The sequence below is a fragment of the Orrella sp. JC864 genome (assembly GCF_037026685.1).
Lineage (GTDB): Bacteria > Pseudomonadota > Gammaproteobacteria > Burkholderiales > Burkholderiaceae_B > Orrella.
Genome location: NZ_JBANET010000005.1, coordinates 223,927 through 240,467 on the forward strand (window position 1 = coordinate 223,927; position 16,541 = coordinate 240,467).

The following is a 16,541-nucleotide window of genomic DNA, read 5'->3' on the forward strand; positions in this document are numbered from 1 at the left end:
ATACGTGGAGACAGTCATGCAGGGCGATTCGATATCGATCGTGGGCAGCGGGCATACCCCCTTCGGGCGGCTGGACGCGCTGAACCTTGAGCAGCTTATCGTCATGGCCGCTTCCCAGGCCATCGAAGAGGCCGGCATCGAGCCGGGGCAGATCGACGCGGTGTTCCTGGGCAACTTCAACGCCGGGCTTGTCCCCGATGCCTTTGCCGCGTCGCTGGTTCTGCAGGCCTCGCCCGCCTTGCGCTTTCGGCCGGCCACGCGCTGCGAAAACGCCTGCGCCTCGGGCGCGGCGGCGCTGCACGCGGGCATGCGCGCACTGCAGGCCGGCGCGGCGCGCACGGTGCTGGTGGTGGGTGCGGAAAAAATGACCTCGCGCAGCACCGCCGAGGTGACCGAGGCCTTGGCCGGCGCCGGCTACAAGAACGACCCGCAAGAGTCGGGGCTGAGCTTCCCGCAGCTGTTCGCCCGGGCCGCCAGCGAGTATGCCCGGCGCTACGAAGACCCCTTGCCCGCCATGGCCCAGATCGCAGCCAAGAACCACGGCAACGCCATGCACAATCCGCTGGCGCAGATGCACCGCGAGGTCGATGCCGATTTCTGCAACACGGTATCGGACAAGAACCCCGTGATCGCCGCGCCTTTGCGCCTGACGGATTGCTCGCTGATCACCGACGGGGCGGCTGCGGTGATCCTGGCCCGCAGCCAGGATGCGGGGGGCTATGCCCGCGAGGTGCGCCTGCGCGCGGCTACCCAGGTCAACGACTTCCTGCCCTTGCGCGAGCGCGACCTGCTGGCCTTCGAAGGCCCCCGCCTTGCCTTGGCGCAGGTCTACGAGCAAGCCGGGATCCGGCTGGACGACCTGGACTTTGCCGAAGTGCATGATTGCTTCACGATCGCCGAGCTGCTGATCTACGAAGCGATGGGGCTGGCGCCGGCCGGGCGCGGGCGCCAGGCGCTGGACGAGGGCATCGTGCAGCGGGGCGGGCGCCTGCCCGTCAACCTGTCGGGCGGCCTGAAGGCCAAGGGCCATCCCGTGGGCGCCACGGGCGTGTCCATGCACGCCCTGGCCTTCCGGCAGCTGACCGGGCAGGCCGGCGCCATGCAGTGTCCCGGCGCCAGCCTGGGACTGGTGTTCAACATGGGCGGGGCGGCGGTGGCCAACTACGCTTCGGTGCTCGAAGCCGTGCGTGCCTGAGGGTCGGCCCATGAACATTGCCACCTGGCTGCATGCGGCGGCGCAGTCCCATCCCCGCAATCCGGCCCTGTACCGCGGCATGCGGCTGCATGCCGACTACGGCCAGTTCGCCGCCCGCGCGCAGGCGCTGGGCCGCTGGCTGGCCCAGGTCCACGGCGTGCGGGAAGGAGAGCGGGTCGCGCTTTTCATGAAGAACCGGGTCGAATACCTGGAACTGTTCTACGCCTGCTGGTGGATAGGCGCCGTGGTCGTGCCCGTCAATCCCAAGCTGCATCCCAAGGAAGTGGGCTGGATCCTGGACGACGCCCAGGCCGGCGTGGTGTTCACCGACGGGCTGGCCGACCTTCCCGCTGGGTGCGTGCCGCAGGCCTGCCGCCATCTTGCGGTGGACGGCGCGGATTATGCCCGGGCCGCGCAGTCGGGGGCCGGTCCTGCGCATGAATCCGCCGGGCAGAGCGCAGCGCCAAGGTTTTCCATCGACCCGCCCCGCACGCTGACGCCGCAGGCGCTGGCCTGGCTGTTCTATACGTCCGGCACCACCGGCCGGCCCAAGGGCGTGATGCTGACGCATCGCAACCTGACGGCGATGGCGTTCTGCTATGCCGTGGACGTCGAACCGGTCGGCCCCGGCGACAGCATGCTCTACGCCGCGCCCATGTCGCACGGCGCGGGCCTTTACCACTTCATGTACGTGCGCAAGGCCGCGCGCCACATCGTGCCCGACAGCCGCGGTTTCGATCCCGCCGAGATCCTGGCATGCGCGCGGCGCTGCGGCGCCATGTCGCTGTTCGCCGCGCCCACGATGGTCAAGCGCCTGGTCGAGCAGGCGCGCCAGGAAGGCAGCGACGGCACGGGCCTGCGCACCGTGATCTACGGCGGCGCGCCGATGTACCGGGCGGATATCGAAGAGGCGCTGCGCGTACTGGGCCAGCGCTTCGTGCAGATCTACGGGCAGGGCGAAAGCCCCATGACCATCACGGCGCTCTCGCGCGAGGTCATCGCGGACACGGGCCATCCGCGCTGGCAGTCGCGGCTGGCGTCGGTGGGGACGGCGCAAAGCTGCGTGGCGGTGCGGGTGGTGGACCAGGACATGAGGCCGCTGCCGCCCGAGGCCGAAGGCGAGGTGGTGGTGCGCGGCGATACGGTGATGGCCGGCTACTGGCGCAACGAGTCCGCCACCCGCGCGGCCCTGTCCGACGGCTGGCTGCGTACCGGCGACATCGGCCGGCTCGATGCCGAGGGCTTTCTCACGCTGACCGACCGCAGCAAGGACGTGATCATCTCCGGCGGCTCGAACATCTATCCCCGCGAGGTCGAAGAGGTGCTGGCGCGCCACCCCGCGGTGCGCGAGGTCGCCGTGGTCGGCGCGCCCAGCGAGCAGTGGGGCGAGGAAGTGGTGGCCTTCGTGGTGGCGCACGAGGGGCGCGCGCTCGATCCCGCCGAGCTCGACCAATGGTGCCGCCAGGAGATCGCGGCGTTCAAGAGGCCCAGGCGCTATTGCCTGCGCGATGCCTTGCCCAAGAACAGCTACGGCAAGATCCCCAAGACCGTGCTGCGCGATGACCTTCGGACCGGCGGCGCCGGACGGTCCGGCCAGGATTGAGGCGGGCGCGCCGGCGCTTTACCAACCACGAGGAGACAAGCCATGAAAAGAAGAGACTTCATCAAGACCGCCGGCCTGCTGGCAGGCGTGGCCGCTCCGGCGGTCTGGTCGGCACGCGCCTACGCCGCCAGCAAGCCGGTCAGCATCAAGTTCGACAGCTATATCTCGGAGACGGCCGGGCCCTCGCGCCTGGACGAATGGTTCCTGCAGCAGCTCGAGCAGCGCAGCAACGGCCAGGTCAAGGTGCGGCGCTATTGGTCGCAGTCGCTCAACAAGGTCGGCGAGCACCTGTCCGCCGTGCGCGACGGCACATCGGAAATGTCGCTGATCTCGCCGGGCTATTACCAGGCCCAGCTGCCCGTCACGCGCGGGCTGGAATGGTACTTCCGCATGCAGCGCGCCGATGCCTTGCAACTGGTGTGCCGCGACGTATACGAGCAGTTCGAGCCGTTGCGCACGGAATGGGAGCAGCGCTACCGGTCCAAGGTCATGTACTGGACCAACTGGTATTACGCGCCGCTGGTCACGCGCGAGCCCATCCGCTCGGTCGAGGACATCCGCGGCAAGCGGATACGCGGCTACGGGGTAGCCAACGACGTGATCCAGCGCCTGGGCGGCACGGCCGTGCCGATGGCCGCGCCGGAGGTCTATACCGCGCTCGAGCGCGGCGTGCTGGACGGCGTATACGGCTTTGACTTCATCACCGCCGTGGCCTACAAGCTGCACGAGATCGCGCCGCATTTCACCGATATCGGCGACGGTCCGCACGGGCCCTCGGCCACCATCATCAACCAGCGTACCTGGCAGTCGTTCCCCGATCCGGTCAAGGCGATCTGCGACGACATCGTCGCCGAGATCTACGCCGGCAAGTACAACGAGATCTTCGATGCGGCGGCGCGCCAGTATGTCAAGACCGCCCTGGCCGAGGGGGCGAAGTTCTCGTCCTTGTCCGACGAGGAAAAGGCGCGCGCCAGGCAGCTGGTCCAGCCCGCGCAGGTGCAATCCTGGGTGGAAAGGGTCGCCAAGCCGGCGGGCATCGATGGCGAGGGGATGCAGGCCCTGATCGGGCAGGCCATCGCCAAGTACGACCCGCAGGGCAAGCTGCTGCGTTTCGACGAACTGGCCGCCCAGGCCTGACCGCCTTGCGGGCAGCATCCTGGCCGGATGCTGCCCGCTCATCCCTGTTGCCGCGTCCTGCGCCGTTCGAACGATGACACAAGACACCCTGATCGCCCGCACCTTGCGCGCCGCCGCCAACCTGACCGGCATGGTGGCGCTGGCGTTCCTGCTGTTCATGATGCTGGGCACCACCGTCGATGCGGCGGCGCGGCTTGCCGCCGGCCGGCCTATTGCGGGCGTGTTCGAGATCTCCGAGCTCGCCATGGTGATGGTCGTGTTCATGGGCCTGGGCTGGACCCAGGCCGACCAGGCCCATATCCGCGTCACGCTGCTCAAGGACCGGCTGCCGCCGCGCGCGGCGCGCATGCTGGACGCATTGGCATGGCTGCTGGCCGCGGTGCTGCTTGCCGTGCTGGCGTATCCGGCCACGGGCGAGGCCATCGAGTCGGTGGCCATACGCGAATTCCGCTGGGGCTATGTCGAAGTGCCCATCTGGTGGGCCAAGCTGGCGGTCGCGGCCGGGCTGTGGTTCGGCGCCTTGCAGATGCTGGCTTGCGCGGCCGCGGCCCTGTGCCGCCCGGCGCCGCCGCCCGAAGCAGGCGCACGCGCGGCGGCGCATTAAGGAGCCCGGCATGGACGCAACGACCGCAACCCTTATCGCCACCGGCCTGATCTTCGTATTGCTGCTGCTGGGCGTGCCGGTATTCGCCGCCCTGGGCCTGGCCGGCGTGGCCGGCATCGTCATGATCGAGGACCTGGCCTTCGTCCTGAACCGCCTGAAGTCATTTTCCTATGCCCAGTCGGCCTCGTACCTGCTGACGGTGATCCCGCTGTTCATCCTGATGGGCGCTTTCGCCCACCATGCTGGCATCGGCTCGCGCCTGTTCGGCGTGGCCCGCAACTGGGTGGGCCATCTGCGCGGCGGGCTGGCCATGGCCAGCGTGCTGACCTGCGCCGGTTTCGCCGCGACCTCCGGCTCGAGCGTGGCCACGGCCGCCACGGTGGGCGCGGTGGCGATCCCCGAAATGAAGAAATCCGGCTACGACCCGCGCCTGTCGGCCGGGGCCATCGCGGCGGGCGGGGTGCTGGGCGTGCTGATTCCGCCCAGCGTACTGCTGATTTTCTATGCCGCGCTGACCGAGGTCTCGGCGGGCAAGATGCTGGTGGCGGGGGTGCTGCCCGGCCTGCTGTCCACGCTGGTCTTCATCGTCGGGATCTGGGCGGTGACGGCCAGCGGCAAGGTGCCGGCCCCGGCCGTGCCCCGCCAGGGCTGGAGGGTGCGGCTGGCCTCGCTCAAGGATGGCTGGCAGGTGCTGGCGCTCTTTCTGATCGTGCTGGGCGGCATCTACCTGGGCGTGGTGACCGCCACCGAGGCCGCCGCCGTGGGCGCCTTCGCGGCTTTGCTGATGCTGTTGTGCGCGCGGCAGGCCAGGCCCGCGCTGGGACGCCGGCTCTACGAGAGCTTTCGCAGCGCCATCACCACCACCGTGATGGTGCTGTTCGCCATGCTGGGCGCGGGCCTGTTCAGCCTTTTCCTGAGCCTGGCGCAGATCCCGCAGCAGATCGCCGAGGCCGTCGTGGCGTCGAACGTGCCGCCGCTGCTGATCGTGGCGCTGCTGCTGCTGTCCTATTTCCCGCTGGGCATGTTCCTTGATGCCTTCTCGATGCTGGTCATTACCTTGCCGATCATGTTCCCCACCGTGGTGTCGCTGGGCTTCGATCCGATCTGGTTCGGCATCCTGGCGGTAAAGATGTGCGAGATCGGCCTGATCACGCCTCCGGTGGGGCTGAACGTCTTCGTCATCGCCGGCATCGACCGCAGCACGCCGCTGACGCGGATATTCCAGGGCGCCTGGTGGTTCGTCATCATGGAGTTCGTGGCCACAGCGATCCTGTTCGCGTTTCCGGCCATCGTCACCGTATTGCCCGAGATGATGCTGGGCAAGTAGCGCCAGCCCGCGCGGCTGCACTGGCGGCCGCACGGCGGGCGGCTAGGTATTGCGGTGGACCATGATGATGCGCGAGACCAGTTCGGCCGTGTTCTTGGCTTCGAGCTTGCGCATGATGCGGCCCCGGTGCACCTCGACCGTGCGGTGCGAGATGTTCAGCCGCGCGGCGATTTCCTTGCAGCTCAGGCCGTTGACCACGTAGCCGGAAATCTCGCGTTCGCGCCGGGTCAGGTTGGCGGTCTTGGCCGGATTGTCGGCGATGCGCTCGAAGCTCCAGATCATCAGTTCGAAGGGATCGTCCGATGTCAGCGTGATGCCGCGCGCCCGCGCCCAGAATATCTCGCGGCTGCGGTGCTGCATGAAGCGCTCGTCCTCGTAGTAGCAGTTGCGCTGCAGGTGCCGCAGGCAGCGCTGGCCGATCTCGTGGTAGTCGGCAAACGAGGGATAGAGCTTGAGGATGGATTCGCCCACCAGCTCTTCGCGCTTGTAGCCGAACAGGTGCGCGAACGCATGATTGCATTCCGAGATGCGGCGCGCGCTGCACACCACCTGCGGAGCAGGGGACTCCTTGAATGCCAGCAAAGCCAGGTGTTGGTCGCTCATGCTCGTCTCCCTTGCGTTTTTCTCCTTGGCGCGCCACCGGAGCCGATTGTAGGTCGGCCCGGCCATCCGGGGGGGCCTAGCCCTGCACCAGCCCCAGCCCGTTCAGCCCGCCCAGCGTGGCCGGCCAATGCCGTTGCCGGGCGCTTTGCAGCAGGATGCGGCCCCAGGCCATCCAGCCGGTCCAGTCGATGCGCTTGTCCCAGGCCGTGCCCCATGCCTGCAGCGCCGCCAGGCCGTCCGCGGCATGTCCGGCGGCCCCGTCCCAGTCGCCGGCGGTCAGCGCCAGCTGGGCCAGCAGCAGGCGCGGCTCGCCCACCCAGGGATTGTGCGCGGCGGCCGCCTGCACGATATGGCGCACGCTGTCCATCTCGGTCAGCGGATGCATGCGGGTGATGGCCTGCCAATACAGGGCGCTGGCGGCCGCTTCGTCGGCGGCCTCCAGGGTGGCCGCGCAGCCGCCGAAGGCCGGCGGCACCGGCAGGCCCGTGCCCGAGAGCCGGGCCACCGGGCGCAGCAGGCGCGAGAGCATGTGCAGCACGTTGGCCGGCGGCTTGAGCGGCCCCGGCCACAGCGAGGCGGCCCAGTTCGGCGCCAGTTCGCGGCGCGCCTGGTGCGGATAGCCGGCGAAGATCTCGTCCTGCCAGCTGTGCCACTGCTCGGCCACGTCGGCGGCCGACACGATGGCGAAGGCGGCGACCTCGCGGCCCGACAGCGCATGGGCCTGGCCGTCCGGACCGGCCAGCGCCAGTCCGGCCGAAAGATCCTCGTCCTGGGCCTGGGCCTGCAGCAGGCGCTGCACGAAGGCCGTGCGCGGCATGGCGCAGAAGCGATGCACCCATTGCTCGGCCTCCTGGCCCAGCGCCTGGCGCAGCACCTCGCGCTCGCGGTCGCGGTCGAACAGGGTGAGATCGACGTATTCGTTGCCGTAGACGCTGTGGAACAGGCCCAGCAGGCGCACCTCGCGCGGCTGGTTCCACAGGGCCAGGGTGCGGTAGACGCCCAGCAGGTGGTGCTTGAACGTGCCGGCCTTGTGCCAGTCCTCGCCGGCGCTGCGCGCGAACAGCAGCGTCAGCAGCTCGGGCAGGTCGGCGTCGATGCCGCTGTAGTGGTCGGCCAGCAGGTCGCGGGCGTGGGGATGAAGCGTGAATTCGGCCATGAGCGCAGTTGCGGGATGATCGTTGTCGCGAAGGCGGCGCCGCCGCGCGGCGCCATGCCCTCTATTGTCGCCCAACGGCCGGTGCGCCGCAGGGCGCCATCCATCGTAAACTGCGCGCTTTCCTGATCGATACGGAGTCTTTTGCCATGCGCTTGCGCCATGCCGTGGCCGCCTGGGCGGCCGCCTTTACGTTTGCCCTGCCTGCCACCGCGCAGGAAAAACCCCTGGTGGTCGGCGTCACCGTCGGTCCCCATGCGCAGATCACCGAGGTCGCGCGCGAGGTGGCCCAGGCGCAGGGGCTGGCCGTGCGCCTGGTCGAATTTAGCGACTTCATCCAGCCCAACGCGGCCCTGGATGCCGGCGAACTGGACCTGAACATCTACCAGCACCGGCCGTTCCTGGAGGCGCAGAACAAGGCGCGCGGCTACAAGCTGGTGCCCGTGGGCAGCGCCGTGGTACAGCAGATGGGGGTGTATTCCAAGCGCCACGCCTCCCTCGATGCGCTGCCGCAAGGGGCCACCGTGGCCATCCCCAACGATCCGACCAACGGCGCGCGGGCCCTGCTGGTGCTGCAGGCCGCCGGCCTGATCGGCCTGAAGCCTGGCGTGACCGTCACGGCTTCGGTGTTCGACATCGTGGAAAATCCCAAGAAGCTCAGGATCGTGGAGATCGAGGCCGCCCAGCTGCCGCATTCGCTCTCGGACGTCGATGCCGCCGCGGTCAATTCCGCCTACGCCATTCCCGCCGGGCTGTCGCCGGCCAAGGACGCGCTGGCGCTGGAAAGCCGCGAAGCGCCGTTCGCGGTGGTGCTCATCGCCGCACGCCAGGACAACAAGGACGATCCGCGCGTGGCGCGCTTCGTCAAGGCCTACCAGTCCGAGCAGGTGCGCCAGTTCGTCGAGCAGACTTTCCCGGGCGCCTATTCGGTGTCCTGGTAATCCGGGCCGCGGGCCACCCGTACCTCCACGCCCACCGCCGCGCAATCCGAGAACGCCATCGGCTTGCTGATGCGCAGCCGCACCGCCTGGATGTCCGGAAAGTCGGCCAGCAGCCGCCTGGCCACCTGCTCGCACAGCGTCTCGATCAGGTTCACGTGCGCCTGGGTGCATTCCTGCACGATGGCTTCGCGCAGGTGGCGGTAATCGAGCACGCTATGGATATCGTGGTCGTTCACGGGGCCGGTCACGCGCAGGTCGATCTCGGCGTCCACGTGCAGCGGCTGGGTGGCGCGGCGTTCGTGTTCGAGGATGCCGATGCGGGCATCGAGCGCGAGACGGGAAAAGAAGATGCGGCGGGTGGACATGATGAAGGCGCGAATGAAGGTGCGCGAATTGTAGTGCGCCCCCGGGCCGCGCGCCGCGCTGTCTACAATCGCGCTTCATGAAGGGACAGCCGGCATCTGGGATGGAGCTCATGCAGCAGCACGGACACGCGCCGCAAGGCGAAATCGATGCGGCCATCGTCGGGGCCGGGCCGGCCGGCGCCTCGTGCGCCCTGTGGCTGGCCCGCCTGGGCCTGCGCCCCTTGCTGCTGGAGGCCGGCCACGCGCCGGGCGGCCTGGAGCGCGACAACCCCTATCCGGACCAGTGGATCGCGGTGCTGCCCGGGGTCACGGGCATGCAGGTGGCGGCCAACATCGGCCAGAGCCTGCGCGAGGCCGGCGTGCCCATGCGCTTGCGCCAGCAGGTCGTGTCGGCGCGGCGGCACGGGCAGGGCTTCGTGCTGGAGCTGGCCGATGCCGCCGGCGGCGGCCCCTGGCGGCTGCCGGCGCCGCGCCTGGTGATCGCCAGCGGCGTGCGCCCGCGCGGCCTGGGGCCGGGCGGGTGCTGCGAGCCCGCGCCGGGCGTGCTGTACGGGCCGGGCAGCCATATCGCCGCGCAGGACTACGCCGGCCTGTCGGTAGCGGTGCTGGGCGGCGGGGACAACGGTTTCGAGAACTACGGCTACGTGCGCGGCCGGGGCGCGCGCCAGGTGCACCTGTACGCCCGCAGCGTGCGGGCCCAGCGCCAGTGGGTGGCGCGGGCGGACGGGCGCGATGTCTTCCTGGGTCCGTATGAGGTGGACGTGCGCGCCCGCACCGTCAACGGGCGGCCCTACGACCTGATCCTGGTGTTCCACGGCTGGGCGCCGCAGGCCGGCTTTGCCGATCCGCTGGGCCTGGTGCGCGATGCGCGCGGCTTCATCCTGACCGATGCCGCCAGCGCCCGGGCCAGCGTGCCCGGGGTCTACGCCATTGGCGAGGCCGCCCAGCGCATGCATCCTTGCGTGGTCACCGCGCTGGCCGATGGCGTGGTGGCCGCCAAGGCGATCCAGGCCGAGGTGGAATCGGCCCGGCTGGCCGACGGCTAGCCAGGCGGGCCCCGACGGCCGGCGCGGCGCGCCCGGCCCGGGCTCAGTCCAGGCGGCATTCCAGCGGCGCGGGCTCGGCCAGCCGAAGCCTGAACAGGCGCAGCTCGTCGCGGCGGAATACGTGGATCGCCACGGTATCGCCGGGGCGGTAGCGCTGCAGCAGCGTATCCAGGTTGCCGCCTTCCACCTTGAGTCCGTCGATGGCCACCAGCACGTCGCCGGCCGACAGGCCCGCGCGGTGCGCCGCGCCATGCTCGTAGACCGTGGCCAGCGCCACGGATTCGCCCTGGCGGCGCGTGCGCACGTCCAGGGATGGCAGGCTCGACGCCGCTTTCCAGGTGGTGGATATGCCTTCGGCCGCCAGCAGCGCCTGCAGCGGCACGTCCTCGGTGCCTTCGACGTGGCGCCGCAGGAATGGCGCGACGTCCACGCCGGTGGCCTCGCGCACCAGGGCCGCCATCTCGTCCTCGCCCACGCCGCGCTGCGCCGCCCCGGCATAGAAGTCGCGGCCATAGCGGCGCCACATCAGGCGCATCACGTCATCGAGCGAGCGGCGCCGCCCCGTGGCCTGCCGGATGGTCAGGTCCAGTCCCAGCGCCACCAGCGCGCCCTTGGTGTAATAGCTGACCAGGGCGTTGGGCGAGTTCTCGTCCTGCTTGTAATAGCGCGTCCAGGCGTCGTGGGAGCTTTGGGCCACGGATTGCTTGCGGCGTCCGGGCGCGCGCATGACGCCGCTGATGGTCTTGCCCAGCAAATCCAGGTAGGCCGAGCGGCCGATCACGCCCGAGCGCAGCAGCAGCAGGTCGTCGTAGTAGGAGGTGAAGCCCTCGAACACCCACAGCAGGCGGGTATGGCTGGGAGCCTGCAGCCGGTAGGGCACGAAGGCGGCGGGCTTGATGCGCTTGACGTGCCAGGTGTGGAAATACTCGTGGCTGACCAGGCCCAGGAAGCGGCGGTAGCCCTCGCCCAGCCCGGCCTGCCCGCGCGCGGGCAGGTCCTTGCGCGCGGCCATGAGCGCGGTGGAAGCGCGATGCTCCAGCCCGCCGTAGCCGTCGGCGGTGACATGGGTCATGAAGACGTAGCGCCGGGCGCTGTCCAGGAACGGCGCGCGCCGCGTGCGCGGCTCGAAGAAGGCGATCTGCGCCTCGCAGATGCGCCGCACGTCCTGCGCGATGCGCGGCAGGTCCAGGTTGGGCGCCTGGCCGGTGAAGACCAGTTCGTGCTCGGCGCCGTGGGCGGTAAAGCCGATGACCTGCGGCGTGCCCATTTCGACGGGGTGGTCGATCAGGGCGTCGTAGTCGGGCGCCAGGTACAGGCCGAAGCCGTGGCGCCGCGCCGCGCCCGGCCAGCCGCGCGCCTCGGGCAGGCTGGTGTAGACCTTCCAGCCGGCGATGCCAGGCGGCTCGGCCAGGTCCAGCAGGCAGGGCAGCATGTCCTGGCCATGCACGCGCAGGAAAACGCTGGTGCCGTTGAAAAAGCCGTGGCTCTCGTCCAGGTGCGCGCCGCGCACCGACAGGTCCCAGGCGTAGACCGTGTACTCCAGCACCAGCGGCCCGGCGCACGGCGCGGCGCGCCAGCTGTGGTCGCCGATCTTTTGCAGCGGCACCGCGCGCCGGCCGGCGCGCGCGGACAGGGTTTCTATCTGGCGCGAGAAATCGCGGATCAGGTAGCTGCCCGGGATCCAGGCGGGCAGCGAAACCACCTGCCCGTCCGGGTCGGGCGCCTCGATGGCCAGCGTGACGCGAAAGCGGTGGCCTGCCGGATCGTAAGGCTGCAGGCGGTAAAGTAGGGGCTTGTTCTGCATGGCGCTATCTTACTTCCCACCCATCCCTGCAAGAGGAGACATCCCATGAGCGAATCCCTGGTGCTGACCGAGACGCGCGGGCGCGTGGCGCTGCTTACGCTCAACCGTCCCAAGGCGCTGAACGCCCTGAACGACGACCTGATGAACCAGTTGGGCGAGGCGCTGCTGCGCTTCGATGCCGACGATGCGGTGGGCGCCATCGTCATCACCGGCAGCGAAAAGGCCTTTGCGGCGGGGGCGGATATCGGCGCCATGCAGCAATGGGACTACATGGATGTCTATCGCGGCGATTTCATCACCCGCAACTGGGAGACCCTGCGGCGCGTGCGCAAGCCGGTGATCGCCGCCGTGGCCGGCTATGCGCTGGGCGGGGGCTGCGAGCTGGCCATGATGTGCGACATCGTCATCGCCGCCGAAACCGCCAAGTTCGGCCAGCCCGAGATCAAGCTGGGCCTGATCCCGGGCGCCGGCGGCACGCAGCGCCTGCCGCGCGCGGTGGGCAAGGCCAAGGCCATGGACCTGGTGCTGACCGCGCGTACCATGGACGCGCAGGAAGCCGAGCGTTCGGGGCTGGTCTCGCGCGTGGTGCCCGCCGAGCGGCTGCTGGACGAGGCGATGGAGGCGGCCACGGTGATCGCCTCGATGTCGCTGCCCTCGGTGCTGATGGCCAAGGAAAGCGTCAACCGCGCCTACGAGTCGTCGCTGGCCGAAGGCGTGCTGTTCGAGCGCCGCGTGTTCCACTCGCTGTTCGCCACGGCCGACAAGACCGAGGGCACCACCGCGTTCGTCGAGAAGCGCAAGCCCGACTTCAAGCACCGCTGAGGGCGGGCGGCGCTGAGACCTATTGATACCTTTGTCCTATACCTTGTTTCAGCCTCTTTGAATAAGCTGAAAAACCTGATCCCGGGCCGTGGCCAGGCGGGTCCCCAGGCGCTGCGCTGCGCCGGCAGGAAGGGGGAGATGGTGCGGTCCGCAAGGCAACAAGCACAAAGGAGTCCCTCATGCGTCGTCCCCTGTTCTCGAGTACGTGCTCGGCCGCGGTACTGGCCGGCGCCTTCGGCCTGGCCGTGGTCTTCGCCGCGCAGGCCCAGCCCCAGCACAGCCTGAGGCTGGTGTCCGAAACGCCCGTGTCCGGGCAGGGGGGCGCCCAGCCGCTGCAGCATTACGCCACGGTGGCGCCCATGTCGGGCCAGGAGCTGCGCGAGACGGCGGTCGATGCCTATGTCTATGCCTATCCCCTGGTGCTGCAGGAGGTCACGCGCCGCATCGCCACCAGCGCCGCCGGCCCGGGCCGCGCGCCCATCAACCAGTGGGGCCATACCAACGCCTTCCCCAGCGCCGACACCCCGCACGCCGCCTGGCCCAGCCAGGACATGCTGTACTCGAACCTGTGGTTCGACCTGACGGCCGAGCCCCTGATCGTGCACCTGCCCGATGCGGGCGGGCGCTATTACTTCGCCCCGATCTTCGACGCCTGGTCCGACCAGTTCGCCGTGCGCGGGCCGCGCACCACCGGCGGCGGCGAGCAGGTCTTCGCCCTGGTGGGCCCGGAATGGCGGGGCGCGCTGCCCAACAACATCGAGATCGTGCGCAGCCCCACCGCCACCGGCTGGATGAGCGTGCGCGTGCAGGCCAACGGCGCGAAGGACATCGCCAACGTGGCGCAGTTCCAGTCCGGCCTGTCGGCCACCCCCATGAGCCAGTCGCGCTATGCGGCCCCGCCCGCGCCGATGGGTCCGTCCGCCGCGGCCGGCGCCGGCCGTGCCTGGATGCCCACGCCGCTGGCGCAACAGCCGGCGGCGCAGCAGTCCCAGCAGCCCGTCTGGGATACCCAGACCCCGGCGGCCGAGCAGGTGGCGCGCATGGACGCCAACACTTTCTTTACCCTGTATGCCGAGTCGGCCCGCGTGAATCCGCCGCATGCCAACGACTATCCGATCCTGGACCGCCTGCGCCGCATCGGCCTGGACGCGCGCGGCGGCGTGCCCTTCGCCAACCTGGATCCCGTGGTGCAGCGCGCCCTGGCCGAGGCAGCGCCGGCCGCAGGCGAACGCATCCGCGAGGCGCTTACCCGCGCCGGCACCGGCTACAACGGCTGGCGCACCGTGCTGCGCGGCATCGGCACCTATGGCACCGACTATACCCAGCGCGCGGCCATCGCCTATGCCGGCCTGGGCGCCAACACCATCGAGGACGCCATCTATCCGGTGGCGCTGATGGACGAGGAGGGCGAGCTGCTCGATGGCCGGCGCGACTACGTCATCCACTTCCGCAAGGACGAGCTGCCGCCGGTCAATGCTTTCTGGTCGATCAACCTTTACGGCCCCAACCATGGCTATATTCCGAACCAGGCCAATCGCCATTCGCTGGGCAGCCGCGATCCGCTGACCTACAACCCGGACGGCTCGCTCACCTTGTACGTCAGCCATGACGCCCCGCGCGAGAGCCGCCGGGCCAACTGGCTGCCGGCGCCCGAGTCGGGCCCGTTCTCGCTGAACATGCGGCTGTACTGGCCCAAGGCCGACGCCCTGGACGGCAAGTGGGCGCCGCCCCTGGTGCGCAGGGACTGAGGCCGCCGCTTCGCAGGCGCAAACCCAAGCGGCCCGGCGGGCCGCTTTTTTGCCCCCGGGTGTTGCGCAAAAGTGACAGTCGCTTTCCTTTCCGGCGGCCTCTTGCGGTCCGGGTTAACACTTAGGCTTATTTGCCCGTCAAAAACGTTTCACGCTATACTCGTAGAGTTTGTCGCTTGCGGAAAAAGAACGTGGCTGGGCCAGAGCAGACGCCGAAGTACATGCCGGCTGCGCTGTCTGGATCCAGGCAGGGCGGGGCAGGCGGTAGCGAGACAAGCAGCAGTCCGGGGGATCCGGATCCAGGTATGCAGTCAGGCTTGCTGGGCACGACGCGTGCGCAAGGGCGCAGCGTGGTGCTGCAGCCGCACGAGCGCGCGGCGCTCAATGCCCGCGCGGGCCGTGGCCTGGTGGGCGCGCTGATTGCGCAAGGGGTGCTGGCGCTGGTTGCGGCCGGCGTTTCCTGGGCGATCGCCGGGACTGCGGCGGGCTTGTCGGCATTGGCGGGAGCGGGGGCATATTTCATTCCCAACACGCTTTTTGCCTTGCGGCTGCTGCTCGATGTCTACCGTCCGGGCGGGGCCCGCCCCTACGCGTTCCTGCTGGGCGAGATGCTTAAGATCGGCATGGCGGTCGTGCTGCTGTGGGTGACGGTCCGCGTGGGTGCGGACCGCATCGTGTGGCCGGCCCTGCTGGCCGGCCTGTTCAGTGCTATGAAGGGCTACGTGCTGCTATTGATGTTCCGCAGGTTGTAACAGACCGGCGGCAAAGTGTTCAACAAGACCGGGTGCCGCGCGGCCTGCGTGGCGACCGGCGTGGGTTCGGCTCAGTTTCGGCTCAGTTTCGGGGTAGGGAAGCAAATGGCTGCTGCAAGCGACGTATCGCCTCAGTCCTATTACATACAGCACCATTTGGTGCACTTCAACAATATCGGCGAGAAGCAGGAATCGATCGCCCAGTTCAACGTCATCAACTACGACTCGATCTTCTGGTCGCTGGCCATGGGCCTGATCGTCGTGTTGTTCCTGTGGCGCGCCGCCCGCCGCGCCACCGCCGGCGTGCCGGGACGGATGCAGTCCTTCGTCGAGCTCGTCGTCGACATGGTCGAGACGCAGGCCCGCAGCATCGTTCCCAACGAGCAGTCGCGCCGCTTCGTCTCGCCCCTGGCCCTGACCGTGTTCCTGTGGATCATCCTGATGAACGCGCTGGACCTGGTGCCCGTGGACCTGCTGCCGCGCATCTACGCCTGGACCGGCCTGGGCGCCGAGTACGGCGATCCGCTCTATTACCACCGCATCCTGCCCACCGCCGACCTGAACGTGCCCATGGGCATGTCGCTGGGCGTGCTGCTGCTGATGTTCTACTACGGCATCAAGATCAAGCACCCGGGCGGCTTTGTCAAGGAACTGTTCACCGCCCCGTTTCATGCGCACGGCATCATGGCCGTGCTGCTGGCGCCCGCGAACTTCCTGCTGAACCTGGTCGAATACGGCGCCAAGTCGGTGTCGCTCGGCATGCGGCTGTTCGGCAACATGTTCGCAGGCGAACTCGTGTTCATGCTGGTTGCGCTCCTGGGAGGCGCCTGGACGGGCCTGAACGCGGCCAGCGTGGGGTTGGGCATCGGCCATATCGTGGCCGGTTCCATCTGGGCGATCTTCCACATCATGATCGTCGTCCTGCAAGCGTTCATCTTCATGATGCTGACGCTGGTGTACATCGGGCAAGCGCACGAGGGACACTGAGTTAAACCCGCCGGTCCTGGCCGGCGGTAATCCAATCACCACCAATCCTGTTTTCTGCTTTCAGATTTTTAACCAAGGAGTTGTCATGACCAACGTCGCTTTCGTTGCTCTCGCTTGCGCTTTCATCATCGGCCTGGGCGCCATCGGCGCTTGCATCGGTATCGCCATCATGGGCGGCAAGTACCTGGAGGCTTCGGCCCGCCAACCCGAGCTGATGAACGCTCTGCAAACCAAGATGTTCCTGCTGGCCGGCCTGATCGACGCCGCCTTCCTGATCGGCGTGGGTATCGCCATGCTGTTCGCTTTCGCCAACCCCTTCGTCTGACCGGAACGGGTAAGCGCCCGCTGTCCATGCGGGACCAAGCAGCCGAAGCGGCAGGCCGGGCCTGCCGGCCCGGCAGAATCGAGTGCTTTGCGACGCATGCCGCGTCGCAAGCGAAAGGTGTTATAGGGA

The 16,541-nt window shown here is 68.8% G+C and carries 16 protein-coding genes; 12 read left to right on the forward strand and 4 right to left on the reverse strand.

The window, feature by feature from the left end; genetic code table 11:
* Positions 1–16 precede the first annotated feature (16 nt).
* The 5 genes from V8Z80_RS07320 (at position 17) to V8Z80_RS07340 (ending at position 5,866) form a co-directional block, all read left to right on the forward strand.
* Positions 17–1,195 carry an acetyl-CoA acetyltransferase gene (locus V8Z80_RS07320; protein ID WP_336061536.1) on the forward strand — a complete coding sequence of 393 codons (1,179 nt, stop codon included), beginning with the start codon at positions 17–19 and terminating at the stop codon, positions 1,193–1,195.
* 10 nt (positions 1,196–1,205) lie between these two features.
* Positions 1,206–2,798, forward strand: coding sequence for a class I adenylate-forming enzyme family protein (locus tag V8Z80_RS07325; RefSeq protein ID WP_336061537.1), 1,593 nt, complete (start codon positions 1,206–1,208; stop codon positions 2,796–2,798).
* A gap of 42 nt (positions 2,799–2,840) precedes the next feature.
* Positions 2,841–3,935, forward strand: coding sequence for a C4-dicarboxylate TRAP transporter substrate-binding protein (gene dctP, locus V8Z80_RS07330; RefSeq protein ID WP_336061538.1), 1,095 nt, complete (start codon positions 2,841–2,843; stop codon positions 3,933–3,935).
* Positions 3,936–4,008: 73 nt separating this feature from the next.
* Positions 4,009–4,539, forward strand: a complete 531-nt coding sequence (locus V8Z80_RS07335; RefSeq protein ID WP_336061539.1) for a TRAP transporter small permease subunit — start codon at positions 4,009–4,011, stop codon at positions 4,537–4,539.
* A gap of 10 nt (positions 4,540–4,549) precedes the next feature.
* Positions 4,550–5,866 carry a TRAP transporter large permease gene (locus V8Z80_RS07340; protein WP_336061540.1) on the forward strand — a complete coding sequence of 439 codons (1,317 nt, stop codon included), beginning with the start codon at positions 4,550–4,552 and terminating at the stop codon, positions 5,864–5,866.
* 42 nt (positions 5,867–5,908) lie between these two features.
* Here the strand turns inward: V8Z80_RS07340 and V8Z80_RS07345 are convergent, their stop codons facing one another.
* Positions 5,909–6,469 (reverse strand): LuxR C-terminal-related transcriptional regulator, encoded by a 561-nt coding sequence (locus V8Z80_RS07345; protein ID WP_336061541.1) that lies wholly within the window; start codon positions 6,467–6,469, stop codon positions 5,909–5,911.
* 76 nt (positions 6,470–6,545) lie between these two features.
* The gene (locus V8Z80_RS07350) at positions 6,546–7,625 is read right to left on the reverse strand and encodes a DUF6817 domain-containing protein (RefSeq protein WP_336061542.1); all 1,080 of its coding nucleotides are present in this window, start codon (positions 7,623–7,625) and stop codon (positions 6,546–6,548) included.
* Positions 7,626–7,771: 146 nt separating this feature from the next.
* On the opposite strand from V8Z80_RS07350, the gene V8Z80_RS07355 reads away from it, so the two are divergent.
* The gene (locus tag V8Z80_RS07355) at positions 7,772–8,563 is read left to right on the forward strand and encodes a MetQ/NlpA family ABC transporter substrate-binding protein (RefSeq protein WP_336061543.1); all 792 of its coding nucleotides are present in this window, start codon (positions 7,772–7,774) and stop codon (positions 8,561–8,563) included.
* On the opposite strand, the gene folB is transcribed toward V8Z80_RS07355, so the two are convergent.
* Complete coding sequence (gene folB / locus V8Z80_RS07360; RefSeq protein ID WP_155197094.1) at positions 8,545–8,928, reverse strand: dihydroneopterin aldolase; 384 nt, start codon at positions 8,926–8,928, stop codon at positions 8,545–8,547. The two genes, V8Z80_RS07355 and folB, sit on opposite strands and share 19 nt — an antisense overlap.
* A 110-nt stretch (positions 8,929–9,038) precedes the next feature.
* On the opposite strand from folB, the gene V8Z80_RS07365 reads away from it, so the two are divergent.
* Positions 9,039–9,974 (forward strand): NAD(P)/FAD-dependent oxidoreductase, encoded by a 936-nt coding sequence (locus V8Z80_RS07365; RefSeq protein ID WP_336061544.1) that lies wholly within the window; start codon positions 9,039–9,041, stop codon positions 9,972–9,974.
* 43 nt (positions 9,975–10,017) lie between these two features.
* On the opposite strand, the gene V8Z80_RS07370 is transcribed toward V8Z80_RS07365, so the two are convergent.
* Positions 10,018–11,778: a M61 family metallopeptidase gene (locus tag V8Z80_RS07370; RefSeq protein WP_336061545.1), complete on the reverse strand. Its 1,761-nt coding sequence runs from the start codon at positions 11,776–11,778 to the stop codon at positions 10,018–10,020.
* 45 nt (positions 11,779–11,823) lie between these two features.
* On the opposite strand from V8Z80_RS07370, the gene V8Z80_RS07375 reads away from it, so the two are divergent.
* The 5 genes from V8Z80_RS07375 (at position 11,824) to atpE (ending at position 16,412) form a co-directional block, all read left to right on the forward strand.
* Positions 11,824–12,600, forward strand: a complete 777-nt coding sequence (locus V8Z80_RS07375; protein WP_336061546.1) for an enoyl-CoA hydratase — start codon at positions 11,824–11,826, stop codon at positions 12,598–12,600.
* Positions 12,601–12,779: 179 nt separating this feature from the next.
* On the forward strand, positions 12,780–14,348 hold the full coding sequence (locus tag V8Z80_RS07380; RefSeq protein ID WP_336061547.1) for a DUF1254 domain-containing protein: 1,569 nt from the start codon (positions 12,780–12,782) through the stop codon (positions 14,346–14,348).
* A gap of 305 nt (positions 14,349–14,653) precedes the next feature.
* Positions 14,654–15,100, forward strand: a complete 447-nt coding sequence (locus V8Z80_RS07385) for an ATP synthase subunit I (protein ID WP_336061548.1) — start codon at positions 14,654–14,656, stop codon at positions 15,098–15,100.
* A gap of 105 nt (positions 15,101–15,205) precedes the next feature.
* On the forward strand, positions 15,206–16,087 hold the full coding sequence (gene atpB, locus V8Z80_RS07390; protein ID WP_155197471.1) for a F0F1 ATP synthase subunit A: 882 nt from the start codon (positions 15,206–15,208) through the stop codon (positions 16,085–16,087).
* An 85-nt stretch (positions 16,088–16,172) separates the two neighbouring features.
* Positions 16,173–16,412, forward strand: coding sequence for a F0F1 ATP synthase subunit C (atpE, locus tag V8Z80_RS07395; RefSeq protein ID WP_067757166.1), 240 nt, complete (start codon positions 16,173–16,175; stop codon positions 16,410–16,412).
* The last annotated feature ends 129 nt before the right edge of the window (positions 16,413–16,541 follow it).

Excerpts from the sequence above, each read along its gene's own strand:
- V8Z80_RS07380 (WP_336061547.1), top strand. The coding sequence starts at position 12,780 with ATGCGTCGTCCCCTGTTCTCGAGTACGTGCTCGGCCGCGGTACTGGCC.
- folB (WP_155197094.1), bottom strand. The coding sequence starts at position 8,928 with ATGTCCACCCGCCGCATCTTCTTTTCCCGTCTCGCGCTCGATGCCCGC.
- V8Z80_RS07375 (WP_336061546.1), top strand. The coding sequence starts at position 11,824 with ATGAGCGAATCCCTGGTGCTGACCGAGACGCGCGGGCGCGTGGCGCTG.
- atpB (WP_155197471.1), top strand. The coding sequence starts at position 15,206 with ATGGCTGCTGCAAGCGACGTATCGCCTCAGTCCTATTACATACAGCAC.
- V8Z80_RS07325 (WP_336061537.1), top strand. The coding sequence starts at position 1,206 with ATGAACATTGCCACCTGGCTGCATGCGGCGGCGCAGTCCCATCCCCGC.
- dctP (WP_336061538.1), top strand. The coding sequence starts at position 2,841 with ATGAAAAGAAGAGACTTCATCAAGACCGCCGGCCTGCTGGCAGGCGTG.
- V8Z80_RS07335 (WP_336061539.1), top strand. The coding sequence starts at position 4,009 with ATGACACAAGACACCCTGATCGCCCGCACCTTGCGCGCCGCCGCCAAC.
- V8Z80_RS07320 (WP_336061536.1), top strand. The coding sequence starts at position 17 with ATGCAGGGCGATTCGATATCGATCGTGGGCAGCGGGCATACCCCCTTC.
- V8Z80_RS07340 (WP_336061540.1), top strand. The coding sequence starts at position 4,550 with ATGGACGCAACGACCGCAACCCTTATCGCCACCGGCCTGATCTTCGTA.
- V8Z80_RS07350 (WP_336061542.1), bottom strand. The coding sequence starts at position 7,625 with ATGGCCGAATTCACGCTTCATCCCCACGCCCGCGACCTGCTGGCCGAC.
- V8Z80_RS07370 (WP_336061545.1), bottom strand. The coding sequence starts at position 11,778 with ATGCAGAACAAGCCCCTACTTTACCGCCTGCAGCCTTACGATCCGGCA.
- atpE (WP_067757166.1), top strand. The coding sequence starts at position 16,173 with ATGACCAACGTCGCTTTCGTTGCTCTCGCTTGCGCTTTCATCATCGGC.
- V8Z80_RS07385 (WP_336061548.1), top strand. The coding sequence starts at position 14,654 with ATGCAGTCAGGCTTGCTGGGCACGACGCGTGCGCAAGGGCGCAGCGTG.
- V8Z80_RS07365 (WP_336061544.1), top strand. The coding sequence starts at position 9,039 with ATGCAGCAGCACGGACACGCGCCGCAAGGCGAAATCGATGCGGCCATC.
- V8Z80_RS07345 (WP_336061541.1), bottom strand. The coding sequence starts at position 6,469 with ATGAGCGACCAACACCTGGCTTTGCTGGCATTCAAGGAGTCCCCTGCT.
- V8Z80_RS07355 (WP_336061543.1), top strand. The coding sequence starts at position 7,772 with ATGCGCTTGCGCCATGCCGTGGCCGCCTGGGCGGCCGCCTTTACGTTT.